Origin of the sequence: Mesorhizobium shonense, from assembly GCF_040545255.1 — a bacterium.
Lineage (GTDB): Bacteria > Pseudomonadota > Alphaproteobacteria > Rhizobiales > Rhizobiaceae > Mesorhizobium > Mesorhizobium shonense.
This window is the reverse complement of sequence record NZ_JBEPLM010000005.1, coordinates 338,856-353,275: the sequence shown is the minus strand read 5'-3', so window position 1 is coordinate 353,275 and position 14,420 is coordinate 338,856. Positions and strand designations below refer to the sequence as shown.

The window sequence follows — 14,420 nt, the reverse complement described above, 5'->3', positions numbered from 1 at the left end:
CGAAGAGGATCGCAATGTCTGAAAGTCTCTCCGGCAAGGTTGCCGCAATCACTGGCGCTGCCTCGGGCATCGGGCTGGAATGCGCCCGCGCCATGCTCGCCGCCGGCGCGAAGGTCGTCCTGGTCGATCGGGCCGAGGATCGCCTGAAGGCGCTCGTCGCGGAGTTCGGCGACAATGCTTCAGCGGTGGTCACCGACCTGCTCGACCCGTCGAGCGTCGATCGCATGATGCCCGAGATCCTGGAAAAGGCCGGCCGGCTCGACATCTTCCATGCCAATGCCGGCGCCTATGTCGGCGGCGAGGTGGCGTCCGGCGATCCCGACCAGTGGGACAGGATGCTCAACCTCAATATCAACGCCGTGTTCCGTACGGTGCACGCCGTGCTGCCGCACATGATCGAGAAGAAAAGCGGCGACATCATCGTCACCAGCTCCGTCGCCGGTTTCGTTCCTGTGGTCTGGGAGCCGATCTACACCGCGTCGAAATTCGCCGTGCAGGCCTTCGTCCACACGGTCCGCCGCCAGGTGCTGAAGCACGGCATCCGCGTCGGCGCCGTCGCGCCCGGTCCCGTGGTGACGGCGCTGCTCAGCGACTGGCCGAAGGCCAAGATGGAAGAAGCGCTGGCCGCCGGCAGCCTGATGGAGCCGAAGGAAGTGGCCGACGCCGTGCTCTTCATGCTGACGCGGCCGCGCAACGTCACCATCCGCGACCTCGTCATCCTGCCGCAGAGCGTGGACATCTGAGCCGTCCTCCAACTCCGGACGATGGAACGACAATCATGATCCTCGACCGCTTCCGACTGGACGGCAAGGTTGCGCTGGTGACCGGCGGCACGCGTGGCATCGGCCTTGCCATCGCCAAGGCGCTCGGGGAAGCGGGAGCGCGCGTCGTCGTTGCGGGCCGGACCATGAAGGATGATGCGCGGCAGGAGCTTGCGGGCCTCGCCTTCGATTTCCTCGCCGCCGAAATGCTGGACGAGAAGGCGCCGGACCGGCTTGTCGTCGATACGCTCGCCAAGGCGGGCCGGCTCGACATCCTGGTCAACAGCGCCGGGATCGCCGTGCATGGCGACAGCGGCGACTATCCGGAGGACATCTGGCGGCAGACGATGGCGATCAATGTCGATGCCGTGTTCCGGTGTTGCCGGGCGGCGTTAGCGCCGATGCGGCGCCAGCGCGGCGGCGCGATCCTCAATGTCGGCTCGATCTCCGGCATCGTCTCCAACGTTCCGCAGAACCAGGTCGCCTACAACAGCTCCAAGGCGGCCGTGCACATGATGACCAAGAGCCTCGCCAGCGAGCTCGCCGCCGAGAATATCCGTGTCAATGCCGTCGCGCCCGGCTATATCGAGACCGATCTTTCGCGCGGCGGCATCGAAAATCCTGAATGGTTCCCGATCTGGCGCGGCATGACGCCGATGGGTCGCGTCGGCCAGCCGGAGGAGGTTGCCTCGGCAGCACTTTTTCTGTGCTCTCCTGCATCGAGCTATGTGACCGGCGAGGTGCTGGTCATCGATGGCGGCTATACGACGCGCTGAGATGGGCGTTGAGACAGGGCGCTGAGACAGGAGAGCAGGCATGAAACTCAAGGACAAGATCGCCGTCGTCACCGGCGGCGCGCAAGGCATCGGGGCGGCCATCGTGCGCGGCTTCGTCGATGAAGGCGCTCACGTCGTCATCGCCGACATGGCCGCAGACAAAGCGGAAGCGCTGGCGCGCGAACTCGGCGGCAAGGCGACCGCCGTCCGGCTCGACGTGCGCGATCTCGCCTCGATCGAAGCGATGGTCGATACGGTGACACGGACGCATGGCGGCATCGACATCCTGGTCAACAATGCCGCCGTCTTCGACATGGGGCCGCTGCTGGAAATATCGGAGGGGAGTTTCGACCTCCAATTCTCGGTCAACGTGAAGGGCCTGTTGTTCACGCTGCAGGCGGTGGCCAAGCGCATGGTCGCGCAAGGGCGGCGCGGCAAGATCATCAACATGGCTTCACAGGCCGGACGGCGCGGCGAGGCGCTGGTCGCCGTCTACTGCGCGACCAAGGCCGCCGTGATCAGCATCACCCAATCGGCGGGCCTTGCGCTCATCAAGCACGGCATCAACGTCAACGGCATTGCGCCAGGCGTGGTCGACACGCCGATGTGGGACCAGGTCGACGCGCTGTTCGCGCGCTACGAGAACCTGCCGGTCGGCGAGAAGAAGCGGCAGGTCGGGCTGGCGGTGCCGGCCGGACGCATGGGCGATCCCGACGACTACCGGGGCGCTGCCGTTTTCCTGGCGTCGAGCGATGCCGACTATGTCGTGGCGCAGACGCTCAATGTCGACGGCGGCAACTGGATGAGCTGATCGGCAGAAGCTGGAGGGGCCGGCCGCTGCCGATTGAGAGGAACGATCTCGCGGCTGACGCATTTTGGTTTCCGTCAATAGTTTTGAGGGAATCCATGCGCATTGCCCACGTCGCGCCGCTCTATGAATCCGTCCCCCCGAGATTTTATGGCGGCACCGAGCGCATCGTCTCCTATCTCACCGAAGCGCTGGTGGAACTGGGGCACGATGTGACGCTGTTCGCGAGCGGCGACAGCGAGACCTCGGCGCGGCTGGTGCCCGGCCGCGACCAGGCGATCCGGCTTGATCCGCGGCCGAAGAAATCGGAGATCGCGGCGCATATGGCGATGCTCTGCGATGTGCGCGAGCGGGCCAGCGAGTTCGACCTCATCCATTTCCATCTCAGCCATTTCGTGCATTTTCCGTTCTTCGAGCATATCGCGGAACGAACGGTGACGACGCCGCATGGCAGGCTCGACTATGTCGACCTGGCGCCGGCCTACAAGCGCTTCCCGCGCTTTCCGATGATCTCCATCTCGCACAGCCAGAAGCGGGGGTTGCCCGACGCCAACTGGCTGGCGACGATCCATCACGGGATTCCGGTCGACGCCTATCCGCCTACCTATGACCCATCGACCGAAGAGCCGTACCTAGCCTTCCTCGGGCGACTGTCTCGCGACAAGCGACCGGATCGGGCGATCGAGATCGCGCGGCGTTCAGGATTGAAGCTGAAGCTGGCGGCGAAGATCGGCGACGACGATCGCGCCTATTTTCACGACGAGATCGAGGCGCTCATCGATGGCAACCGCGTCGACTATGTCGGCGAGATCGCGGAAGATGAGAAGGCTGGGTTCCTCGGCAACGCCGCGGGCCTCCTGTTTCCGATCGACTGGCCGGAGCCGTTCGGCCTGGCTCCGGTCGAGGCCATGGCTTGCGGCACGCCGGTGATCGCCTGGAATTGCGGTGCCTTGCCGGAGATCATCGATCGGGGGATGACGGGCTTTGTCGTCGATACGGTTGACGATGCGGTCGCGGCGGTGCCCACGCTTCTGAAGCTTGACCGGAGGCAGGTGAGGGCAGTCTTCGAAAAGCGTTTTTCGGTCATCAGGATGGCGCGCGACTATCAAGCCGCCTATATGCGGCTGATCGGCATCCCGGAGGCGAGAGCCTCCTGATCGGCATTGTCTTACGGGCGGGACAAACGAGAGGTGACGAATGATGGAGCTCGACGAGCGCAAGCTCGATCCCGCGGTGGCTCTTGCCTCGCTCGACGAAACGGCGCCGCGGGAGCCGCATCGGCTGTTCGCGCTCAAGCAGGGCGACTGTTTTGCCGTCACGGACGCCTATGGCGACATCCGGGGCGCCGGCGACGGTTTCTTTCGCGACGATACGCGCGTGCTTTCCGAATTCCGCCTGACGGTCGGCGGCAGGCCGATGTCGCTGCTTGGCGCCTCGCTCAGTCAGGACAACGTGCTGTTCACCAGCAACCTGACCAACCTGCCGATCCAGAGCGCCGCCGGCCGCGACATTCCGCAGGGCGCGATCCACATCGAGCGCGTCAGGCTGATCTGGCAGGACCGGCTGTTCGATCGAATCACGCTTTCCAATTACAGCCGGGAGCATTCGACCATTGCCGTCTCGTTGCATTTCGCCGCCGATTTCCGCGACATGTTCGAGGTGCGCGGCTCGACGCGGCCGAAGCGCGGAACGGTCCATGTCGCCAAGACCGACAAGGCATCGGTGCTGCTCGGCTATGACGGCCTCGACGGCTTGCCGCGCCTGTCGGCGATCTCCTTCTCGCAAGCCCCCGACCAGTTGAGCGACAATCGTGCCGACTTCCTGATCGCGGTCACCAAGCGCAGCAGCAAGGTGCTTTATGTCGAAGTCGGCCCGGAGGTCGCCGACATACCCGGGCGCGACCGCTTCCGTGCCGCCGCGGCCCGCGCGCGTTTCGGCATGCGCGCCAAGCGCCGGCATGGCGCCACGGTGCACAGTTCCGGCCGAGTCTTCAACGACTGGGTCGAGCGCGCACGCGCCGATGTCGCGCTGCTCACCACCGAGCTCTCGACCGGACCCTATCCCTACGCAGGCATTCCGTGGTTCTCGACGGCCTTCGGCCGCGACGGCGTGATCTCGGGGCTACAGATGCTGTGGCTCAATCCGGGCCTGGCGCGCGGCGTGCTGGCGTTTCTTGCCGAGCATCAGGCGACGGAGACGTCGCCCTTCATCGATTCGCAGCCGGGCAAGATCATGCACGAGACACGCAAGGGCGAGATGGCGGCGCTGCGCGAGCTCCCCTTCGGCCGCTATTACGGCGGTGTCGACACGACCCCACTCTACATTCATCTCGCCTGCGCCTATGCCGACCGCACCGGCGACATGGCCTTCATCGACACGCTCTGGCCATCGCTCAAGGCGGCCGCCGAGTGGACTGAAGAGGCCAGCCGGGAGACCGGCTTCGTCACCTACCAGCGCGCGGCGGAATCCGGGCTCGCCAACCAGGGCTGGAAGGACAGCATCGATTCGGTCTTCCATGCCGACGGACGTATTCCCAGGGGGCCGATCGCCCTGGTCGAGGTGCAGGGCTATGTCTTTGCCGCCTACCGGGGCCTTGCCGCGCTCGCGCGCCGCCGCGGCGAGTTCGCCGATGCCGAGCATTGGGAGAACCGCGCCGAGGAAATGCGGCTGGCCGTCGAGCGCGACTTCTGGATCGACGATCTGAACTTCTACGCCATCGCGATCGACGGCGAAGGCCAGCCCTGCAAGGTGCGAACGTCAAATGCCGGGCATCTGCTTTATGCCGGGCTGCCCCAGCCGGAGCGCGCCAAGATCGTCGCCGATCAATTGCTGTCGGCCTCCTTCCATTCCGGCTGGGGGCTGAGGACGCTCGCCGACGACGCGATCTTCTTCAACCCGATGTCCTATCACAACGGCTCGATCTGGCCGCACGATACCGCGCTCTGCGGTGTCGGCCTGGCGCGTTACGGCGAGCGCGACAGCGTGGTGCGGCTGATGAGCGGCACTTTCGAGTCGGCCGTGCACTTCAACATGCGGCTGCCGGAATTGTTCTGCGGCTTCATCCGGGCACCAGGCGAAGCGCCGATCGCCTATCCTGTCGCCTGCCTGCCGCAGGCCTGGTCGGCAGGCTCCACCTTCATGCTGATGCAGGCCTGCCTCGGCCTGGAAATCGATGGATGGGAAGGCGAACTGCACGTCACGCGCCCAAGGATGCCGATCGGTATCGACACACTCACGCTCCGGCACCTGACCGTCGGTGACAAATCCGTCGACCTCACGTTCCAGCGAGTCGGCGACCGCGTGGTGGCCTTTCTTTCCGACCGGCATGAGGGCATGGTGCCGCTCATCGTGCGGACTTAGAGCAGTTCAGCGTCCGGCAGGATCATTGAATTGCTCTAATTATTTGTTTTTACGCAATTCCGGATGGAAAGCCGCCCCTACGCTTTTCCCGAAATTGCTCAGAGCAGAGTTCCGCAAGCGCGCGTCCGATAATCGAAAAATGTCGGAACCGACGACCGGGTTATGCGTTTGCAAATTCGTACCGGCCTACCGGTCCGCAGCCGGCAAGAACGAAAAACAAAATAGCGGACAGCCGGAGGCAGCCTGGCATTTCAATGACACAATATGGCGTCGACTTTTTGTGGGTTCTCATCCTCGCAAGTCTCGGACTTTCCGCTCTCGCGATCTTCATTTCAGTATCCCGGCACCGCCGCCAACATTCGAGGGCTGCGAGCATGCCTGGCTCGGGCGATGATGTCGCCTCGGAAGCCGCGCGCAAGGTGATGCGCGAATTCGAGAAGAATGGACAGTCGGTCGACGCTGCCCTGGTGACCTGGTCGCCGGAGACGCTGCGCAAGATCCTCACCGAGGATCTGCCGGACGCACAGGTCATCGTTGTTTCCAACCGCGAGCCCTACATCCACAACGAGAACAAGAAAGGCGATGTCGAACTCGTCGTGCCGGCGAGCGGACTGGTTTCGGCGCTGGAGCCGATCACGCGCGCCTGCGCCGGCACGTGGATCGCCTATGGCGGCGGCAGCGCCGACCACCTGGTGGTGGACGGGGACGACCGTCTGCAGGTGCCCCCTGGCAATCCCTCATACACGCTGCGCCGGGTCTGGCTGACCGACGAGCAATATCAGGGCTATTATCTCGGCTTTGCCAATGAGGGCCTATGGCCACTTTGCCACATCGCCTTCACGCGACCGATCTTCCGGGATTCCGATTGGGAGGCCTATGAGGCCGTCAACCGCAAATTCGCCGATACGGTGGTCGCCGAGGCCCGCAACGAGTGGCCGATCGTGCTGGTCCAGGACTACCACTTCGCGCTTTTGCCGCGCATGATCCGCGAGCGGCTGCCGGAAGCGATCGTCATCACTTTCTGGCACATTCCATGGCCGAACTCGGAAGTGTTCAGCATCTGCCCGTGGCGCGAGCGCATCCTCGACGGCCTGCTCGGCAGCTCGATCATCGGGTTCCACACCCAGTTCCACGCCAACAATTTCACCGAAAGCGTCGACCGCTTCATGGAGAGCCGGATCGAGCGGGCGGACGCCGCCGTATCCTATGGCGGCCAGACGACGCTGGTGCATGCCTATCCGATCTCGATCGAATGGCCCGTCGAGCTGTTGAAGGCCCTGCCTTCGGTCGAGGAATCCCGACAACACATCCGCGAACGTTTCGGCATTCCGGCCGATGCCAAGCTCAGCGTGGGGGTCGAGCGCCTCGACTACACCAAGGGCATTCTCGACCGGTTTCACGCGCTGGAGGAGCTGTTCATCCGTCACCCGGAAACGATCGGGCAGGTGGTGTTCCTGCAAATCGCCGCACCCAGCCGAGGCACGTTGCCGGCCTACAAACAGTTGCACGAGGAATGCCAGCGCTTTGCCGAGGAGCTCAACGAGCGCTATGGCAACGAAACCTATCGCCCGGTCGTGCTGGTGGCCGAGCATCATTCCCAGAAGGATGTCTACGAAATCTATCGGGCGGCGGACATCTGCCTGGTCACCAGCCTGCATGACGGCATGAACCTCGTCGCCAAGGAATTCGTTGCCTCGCGCGACGACGAGCAAGGCGTGCTTCTGCTCAGCACCTTCGCCGGCGCCTCGCGGGAGCTGCTGGAGGCGCTGATCGTCAACCCTTACGACGCGGCGATGATGAGCGAGGTCATGCTTCAAGCACTCACCATGGGGCCTGACGAACAGCGCGAGCGCATGCGGCGCATGCGCGAAATCGTTCGCGACAACAATGTCTATCGCTGGGCCGGCAGCATGCTGCTCGACGCGGCGCGGCTGAGGAAGCGCGGCGAGCTCGACCGGGTCACCGCATTATCGGAACGGCCCGCGAACACCAACGGCGACAATGTCGTCTCCATATTCGAACGCAAACAGGCAGCCGGGTACCGATGAATATTCAGACAGATTTGACGCCGCGCCTTCCCGACGGCCGGTGGGCGCTCTTCCTCGACATTGACGGCACCCTGCTGGAGCATGCCGCCCACCCGGACAGTGTTTCGGTCAGCGAGGAGCTGCGCCTCCTCCTGGAGACGATCGAACGCCGGCTGGATGGAGCGCTCGCCTTCATCACCGGCCGCTCGATCGCCGCCGTCGATCACCTGTTCGATCCCTTGAGGCTGCGGATCGCCGGCCTCTACGGGTTGGAGCATAGGCTGACGCCGGACGGGCAGATCGAGGCAGCCGATGAGCCAGCGGACATGGCGGCACTTGCCGACGAAATCGAGCTGGAGCTGGCAAGCAAGGCCGTCTATGTCGAGCGCAAGGGCCCGGTGCTGGCCATTCATACAAGGGCGGCGCCGCATTTGCTGGTCCGTGCGACGGAACTGATCGAGGCAGCGCTTGCCCGGCTGCCGAAAGGCTACCGCGTGATTGCCGGCAATGCGGGTGTCGAGCTGATGCCGCTGGAGGCGGCCAAGGGCGCAGCGATCCGTCGCTTCATGCAGCTCGATCCGTTCACCGGCCGGCGTCCGGTATTCCTCGGCGACGACACGTCCGACGAAAACGGTTTTGAGACCGTCAATGCCGCGGGCGGGATTTCGATCCGCGTGAAGCCGCAGGGCGAGACCGCGGCACGCTTTGCCATTGCCGACGTCGCCAGCGCGATCGCCTGGCTCGAGGCGAATTTCAACGACGCTGAACAGGCGGACCGCGGCGATCTCGTTGCCTAATGGCCTAATGGCTGGTGCTGGCCATCCGTGATCATGATGATGCATTGAAAAACGGCCCCGCGAACGAGGCCGTATCATGTGTGCCTATGGCGACCGGTTACTTGCTGCCGCCGTTTTCTTTGACGCTGCTGCAGAACTCCGGATGGGTGTTGGCTGCATTGGCGTTCTTGGCCTCGTCGGCGCATGCGGTCATCATCGCCGTTTGATCCTCCGGCGACATGGCCTTCCAAGCCTTCACGAAGGCGTCCTTGCTGACCATCGTCTTCATGCTGGAGTCGGTGTAGAAAGGCTGCATCTTGGCCGGGTCGTCGAGCGCCGACGTGCCGGTCTGCCCGGCGGCGAGAGCCGAGCCGGTGACCATCGAAAGCGCCATGGCGCCGAAGCAGATCATCTTGATGTTCACGATATCATCCTCCTGTTGCTTGGATCGTAGAAGCAACGATCGAAAGGCAAACGACAGGTCGGGATGAAGGTTCCGGATTTGGGGTCATCAGGGCAAAATATTGCCGGAAAAAACCGGAATATTGGGCATATTTTCCAGCAAGCCGCAGTGTTACTGACCGAATTGTCGGGGATTCCCTGCCAGAGCCCCAAATCTCTCAATTCCTGTCGACCGGCTTCGAGCGCATCCGGGAAACGGTCTCGCGCTCGGCGCGTTTGGAGCGCATCGGCGGCAGTCCGCGATCGATGAGGTCCATGTCCTCCAGCACCATGTCGCCCATGCGCTTGAAGGCGACGTCGAGCGCGCCGGCGCGGTGGGCCGAGCGCAGGAAGCCGGGCATGGAACGGACGGGGTGATCCTTGGCCAGCGGTTCTTCCGGGAAGACGTCGCTGGCGGCAACGATATGGCCGTTCTTCACCGCCGCCATCAAGGCCGCAAAATCGACGACGCCGGCGCGGCTGAGCAGGATGAAAGCAGCGCCTTTTCGCATTTTGGCAAAGGCGTCCGCGCCGAGAAAACCCTGGTTCTCGCTGGTCACCGAAGCGACGACGAAAACGAAATCGCTTTCCGACAGCACCTTGTCGAGCGCAGCCGGTTCGACGCCGTGCTCGATGAGCACGGAAGGCGGCAGCCAGGGATCGAACACCCTGGTGCGGGTGCGGAAGCCGGTCAGCAGGCGATTGAGCGCGCGGCCGAGATCGCCGAAGCCGATGATGCCGATATCGGCGCCTGAGAGTAGTCGTGCGGCCTGGTTGCCGTCGCCGCCCCAAAGCTCCTTTCCCTGTCGAAAGGCGAGGTCGGCATCGACGATGTTGCGCGCCAGGTTGAGCGCCATGGCAAGGCCAAGCTCGGCGACCGGTTCGGCAAAGACCAGGCCGGTGGTGACGACGTGGATACCGCGGGCAAACAGCGTCTCATACGGCATGTTGTTGATGAGGTTGGTCTCGACATTGAAGACGCAGCGCAGCGCCTTCATTTTCTCCAGCGTTTCCGGCGCGATCGACGGCTGGCCGACGATGTAGCGCGCCTCCGACAACACATCCGGCGGCAACTCCGCGACGCCTTCGGGCGTTGTTTCGACGATGCGATATTTGCTGCGAAACAGCGCCAGTTGCGGCGGCGTGAAGATCAGGTCGAGCGTGCGCGGTTCGGGTGCGCTGATCACCAGCGGCGAGGCTTTGTTGGACATGATTTTTCCTCCCGACGAGATTGGATCGCGTCAATCACATATGCGTTTTTTACTCCCGATGAAACGATTTACAACAGCGAAAAATCGATTTATCGGTTACATTATTGAGAGGGCGGGCGGCCAGCTGCCCTTGGGAGAAGATTGATGGCGCAACAGGAAGCCCAACAGCGGCGCCCGTCGATCCACGACGTGGCAAGCCATGCCGGCGTGTCGGCAGCCACCGTCTCCAAGGTGTTGGCCGGCGTCACCACGGTGAAGCCGGAAAACGCGCAACGCGTCCTCGATGCCGTCGAACTGCTCGGCTATCGCGTCGACCCGCTCGCCTCCGACATGCGCAGGGCCAAGCGCCGCATCATCGGCGCCATCATGCCTGAGTTTGAAAGCGAGTTCTTCGGCCAGATGGTCAGCGAGCTCGAAGGGCTGGCCGAGCAGCGCGGCTATACGCTGGTCGCCGCCTCCAGCCGTGAATCGGAAACGCGCGAGAAGGAGATCCTTGCCCGCATGCACGACTGGCGCGTCGCCGGTGTGGTGCTGGCGCCGGTGCGCAACGAACACGGGCCGGCGGCCGGTTTCATGAAGGCGAACGGCATGACCGGCGTGCTGATCGACCGTGTGCTTGCCGACGATGCCTTCGACACGGTTTCGGCCGACAGCGCGGCCGCAAGTGCTGAAGTGGCGCGCGCGCTGGTCGGCGAGGGCCATCGCCACGTCCTCGTCGTCGGCCTCGGCCAGCAGGCGGCGACGGTCCGCGCCCGCCTCGAAGGGTTTCGCAGCACCGCGCTGGAACTTGCGCCCGACATCCGCATCGATGTCGTGCTTTGCGAAAGCGACGTCGAGCCTTTGCGGACGCTGCTTCGCGACTATTTCAGCAAGCGGGAAGCTGGGGACGATCGGCCGACGGCGGTTTATTCGCTATTCCTCAAGGGCACGCTGGTGGCGCTGTCGGAATTCCGGCGGCGTGGCTGGCATTGTCCGAATGACATCTCGCTGGTCGGCTTCGACGACGCCGAATGGATGCAGGTGACCTGGCCGGCGATCGCCGCCGTGGTGCAGCCGGTGCGCGAGATCGCCAGCAATGCGATGGAGGTTCTGTTTCGCAGGATCGAAGGCGAGGGCGGCCCGCCAACGGCGCGACTCGAACCCTGCAAGGTGTTGATGCGGGAATCCGTTGGCTCGCCAGGCAGCGTCCCGCATTCCGGGGGAGGAGACCGACAATAGCCCCCATTGTCGAAAACGGAACAAAGGCGCCGGCCCTGGCCGAGGCATCCGGCGCAAACAACAAACGGAGGATGGAATGACATCGCTTTTCCTGAAGATAAATCGATTTACCCTTGCTTTAGGTGTAGCTCTTGCGGTTTCCGCCATTGGCGCAGCCAAGGCCGAGGATGGCGAATATGGCGTGCTGATGAAGACGCTGGCCAATCCGTTCTGGGGCGCCATGGCCCAAGGCGTCGCGGACGGCGCCAAGGAAGCCGGCGTGAAATATTTCCAGCAGGCGGCTGAAAGCGACCAGGCGGCCGAGCCGCAGCTCAACCTCTGCAACACGATGCTCGAGCGCAAGCCGGTGGCGATGATCACTGCCGCGATCAACTCGACCAACCTGTTGCCCTGCCTGAAATCGGCGCAAGCTGCGGGCATGAAGATCGTCGACCTCGACAACAATCTCGATCAGGCCGTGCTCGACAAGGAGGGCGTCAAGGTCACCTTCCATATCGGTTCCGACAATGTCGCGGCCGGCGCGCAAGGCGCCGAATATCTCGTCTCCAAGCTCGGCAAAGACGCCAAGGGTCCGGTGCTGGTGATCGAGGGTCTGTCCGGCAACATCACCGGCGAAAAGCGCGCCAAGGGCTTTGCCGACAAGCTGAAGGAATTGGCGCCCGGGCTGCAGATCGTCGCTTCGCTGCCGGGCGACTGGGATCGCGGCAAGGCGGCCTCGATCGCCACCGACACGCTGACCGCGCATCCCGATCTCGTCGCCATCTTCTCTGCCAATGACACCATGGCGCTGGGCGCAGTCGAATCGGTCTACGCGGCCGGCAAGGGTGAGCAGGTGACGATGATCGGGGTCGACGGCAATGTCGATGCGGTGAAGTCGATCAAGGAAGGGCGCCTCAACGCTTCCGTCGCGCAGCTTCCCTATCTGGTCGGTAAGCAGGCAGTCGAGAATGTCAAGAAGGCGCTGGCCGGCGACAAGGTCGAGGAAAGCATCGCCGTGCCCACCCTGGTGCTGACCAAGGACATGCTCGACGCCGGCAAGGAGCCGATGCTGCAATATGTGAAGTGAGGGAATGGGCAGTAGGCAGTGGGCAGTGGGCAGTGGGCAGTGGGCAGTAGGCAGTGGGCAGTGGGCAGTAGGCAGTAGGCAGTAGGCAGTAGGCAGTAGGCAGTAGGCAGTAGGCAGTAGGGACTAGCTATGTCCTGGCCCTCAGACCGAATCGCTATTCACCTATTGCCTATTGCCTAATCCCTACTGCCTACCCGAAGGGTGAAAAAATGGCTTCCGAAACGGCGCAGCCCGGTTTCTGGGCTCGGGTGCAGCGCGCATCCGTCGAGAGGCTCCACATCAGGCTGGAGTCGCTGCTGGTGCTTGTCCTGCTGAGCGCGGCGATGGCGCTGCTGTCGCCCTTCTTCCTGTCGCTCAGCAATTTCCTCAACATCCTGCTCGCGACATCGACGATCGGCGTGCTGGCGATCGCCGCCACCTTCGTCATCGGCTCGGGTGGGCTCGACCTTTCGCTGGGCTCGGTCATGGGCCTTGCCGGCGTGGCGGGCGCCTTTGTCGCCGTCAATCTCGGTTGGCCGTCTATCTTCGCGGTGATTGCCTGCATCCTCGCCGGCGCCATTGCCGGCTACATCAACGGACAACTCGTCACCCGTGCCTTCGTGCCGGCGTTCATCGTCACGCTCGGCATGCTGGGCCTGGCGCGCGGGCTGGCGCTCGTCATCTCGCAGGGCAGGGCGATCTACGGCCTGCCGCCCGAGATCGTCTATATCGGGCAAGGGAGGCCGCTCGGCGTTCCGATGCCGGTCATCATCTTCGTGCTGACCGCGATCGTCGCGCATTGCGTGCTCGCCTATACGCGCTTCGGCCGCCACACGCTGGCGCTCGGCGACAGCGAGGGTGCGGCGCGCGCCGCCGGCATCCGCGTCGAGCATCACCGCCGCATCATCTACACGCTCTCCGGGGCGCTCGCCGGCCTTGCCGGCCTGCTCTTCACCGCCCGCGTCAATGCGGGTGACCCGACCGCCGGCATCAACTACGAGCTCACCGCCATCACGGCGGCGATCATCGGCGGCACCAATCTGTTCGGCGGCCGCGCCTCGATCCTCGGTACGATGATCGGCGCGCTGATCATGGGCGTGCTGCAGAACGGGCTGACGCTGCTTGCGGTGCAATCCTACTACCAGCAGATGGCGATCGGCGCGGTGCTGATCCTTGCGGTCTTCATCGATCAGTACCAGGTGCGGAAGGAGTCGCGGGTATGACACTGCTCTCGCTCCATGGGATCCGCAAAAGCTTCGGCGCGGTCGACGTGCTGCATGGCGTCGACCTGTCGGTGGCGGCCGGCGAGGTGGTCGGGCTGGTCGGTGACAACGGCGCCGGCAAGTCGACGCTGATGAAGACCATCACCGGCATCTACCGGGCCGACACCGGCTCGATCGAATTCGACGGCAAGGACATCCTGGCGCTCGATCCCGGCCAGCGGCGCCGCCTCGGCATCGAGATGATCTACCAGGATCTTTCTTTAGCCAAGCAACAGGACGTGGCGTCGAACATCTTCCTTGGCCGTGAGCCGACGAAAAGGCTGCTCGGTCTGTTCCCCGGCTTCGTCGACAAGGCTGAAATGGACCGCCAGGCGGCGCGGATGATCGACCGGCTCGGCGCGCACCTGCCGTCGATCAGCCGCTCCGTCGGCTCCTTCTCCGGCGGCCAGCAGCAGACGGTGGCGATCGCGCGTGCGCTCACCTTCAATCCGAAGCTCGTCATCATGGACGAGCCGACGGCCGCACTTGCCGTGCGCGAGGTGCAGAGCGTGCTCGACCTGATCCGGCGGCTGAAGTCGGAAGGCATCGCCGTGATCCTGATCTCGCACCGGCTGAACGACGTGCTGTCGGTCACCGATCGCATCGTCGTGCTGAGGCATGGCAGGGCGGATGCCGATCTCGTCACGACCAAAACCAATATGAACGAAGTCGTCAGCCGCATCGTCGGCGGCGGCGATACAGCCGCCGCGGCGGAGCATGAACAACGAGGCTGAG

The 14,420-nt window shown here is 63.9% G+C and carries 13 protein-coding genes; 11 read left to right on the top strand and 2 right to left on the bottom strand.

The window, feature by feature from the left end; translation table 11 throughout:
• Positions 1-14: 14 nt before the first annotated feature.
• From ABID26_RS16360 to otsB, 7 genes are all read left to right on the top strand, one after another.
• On the top strand, positions 15-743 hold the full coding sequence (locus ABID26_RS16360) for an SDR family oxidoreductase (RefSeq protein ID WP_354415967.1): 729 nt from the start codon (positions 15-17) through the stop codon (positions 741-743).
• Between the two features lie 35 nt (positions 744-778).
• Positions 779-1,537 (top strand): SDR family NAD(P)-dependent oxidoreductase, encoded by a 759-nt coding sequence (locus tag ABID26_RS16355; protein ID WP_292344674.1) that lies wholly within the window; start codon positions 779-781, stop codon positions 1,535-1,537.
• A 40-nt stretch (positions 1,538-1,577) separates the two neighbouring features.
• Positions 1,578-2,348, top strand: a complete 771-nt coding sequence (locus ABID26_RS16350; RefSeq protein ID WP_126099107.1) for an L-iditol 2-dehydrogenase — start codon at positions 1,578-1,580, stop codon at positions 2,346-2,348.
• Positions 2,349-2,443: 95 nt separating this feature from the next.
• A complete protein-coding gene (locus ABID26_RS16345) occupies positions 2,444-3,502 on the top strand; it encodes a glycosyltransferase family 4 protein (RefSeq protein WP_292344673.1) in 1,059 nt (352 codons plus the stop codon).
• A 40-nt stretch (positions 3,503-3,542) separates the two neighbouring features.
• Positions 3,543-5,705: an amylo-alpha-1,6-glucosidase gene (locus ABID26_RS16340; protein WP_292344672.1), complete on the top strand. Its 2,163-nt coding sequence runs from the start codon at positions 3,543-3,545 to the stop codon at positions 5,703-5,705.
• A gap of 254 nt (positions 5,706-5,959) precedes the next feature.
• Positions 5,960-7,753, top strand: a complete 1,794-nt coding sequence (locus ABID26_RS16335; RefSeq protein WP_126099110.1) for an alpha,alpha-trehalose-phosphate synthase (UDP-forming) — start codon at positions 5,960-5,962, stop codon at positions 7,751-7,753.
• Complete coding sequence (gene otsB / locus ABID26_RS16330; RefSeq protein ID WP_292344670.1) at positions 7,750-8,529, top strand: trehalose-phosphatase; 780 nt, start codon at positions 7,750-7,752, stop codon at positions 8,527-8,529. The genes ABID26_RS16335 and otsB overlap by 4 nt, the downstream gene beginning before the upstream one ends.
• Positions 8,530-8,626: 97 nt before the next feature.
• Here the strand turns inward: otsB and ABID26_RS16325 are convergent, their stop codons facing one another.
• Positions 8,627-8,932, bottom strand: a complete 306-nt coding sequence (locus tag ABID26_RS16325; protein WP_292298350.1) for a hypothetical protein — start codon at positions 8,930-8,932, stop codon at positions 8,627-8,629.
• 196 nt (positions 8,933-9,128) lie between these two features.
• A complete protein-coding gene (locus ABID26_RS16320) occupies positions 9,129-10,160 on the bottom strand; it encodes a hydroxyacid dehydrogenase (RefSeq protein ID WP_292298352.1) in 1,032 nt (343 codons plus the stop codon).
• A 144-nt stretch (positions 10,161-10,304) separates the two neighbouring features.
• On the opposite strand from ABID26_RS16320, the gene ABID26_RS16315 reads away from it, so the two are divergent.
• The 4 genes from ABID26_RS16315 to ABID26_RS16300 all read left to right on the top strand — a co-directional run bounded on the left by ABID26_RS16315 (position 10,305) and on the right by ABID26_RS16300 (position 14,419).
• The gene (locus ABID26_RS16315) at positions 10,305-11,378 is read left to right on the top strand and encodes a LacI family DNA-binding transcriptional regulator (RefSeq protein ID WP_292298354.1); all 1,074 of its coding nucleotides are present in this window, start codon (positions 10,305-10,307) and stop codon (positions 11,376-11,378) included.
• Positions 11,379-11,454: 76 nt separating this feature from the next.
• On the top strand, positions 11,455-12,444 hold the full coding sequence (locus ABID26_RS16310; protein WP_245460291.1) for a sugar ABC transporter substrate-binding protein: 990 nt from the start codon (positions 11,455-11,457) through the stop codon (positions 12,442-12,444).
• A 209-nt stretch (positions 12,445-12,653) separates the two neighbouring features.
• On the top strand, positions 12,654-13,646 hold the full coding sequence (locus ABID26_RS16305) for an ABC transporter permease (RefSeq protein ID WP_292298356.1): 993 nt from the start codon (positions 12,654-12,656) through the stop codon (positions 13,644-13,646).
• Positions 13,643-14,419, top strand: a complete 777-nt coding sequence (locus ABID26_RS16300; protein ID WP_126099116.1) for an ATP-binding cassette domain-containing protein — start codon at positions 13,643-13,645, stop codon at positions 14,417-14,419. Before ABID26_RS16305 ends, ABID26_RS16300 begins: the two co-directional genes overlap by 4 nt.
• Position 14,420 lies beyond the last annotated feature (1 nt).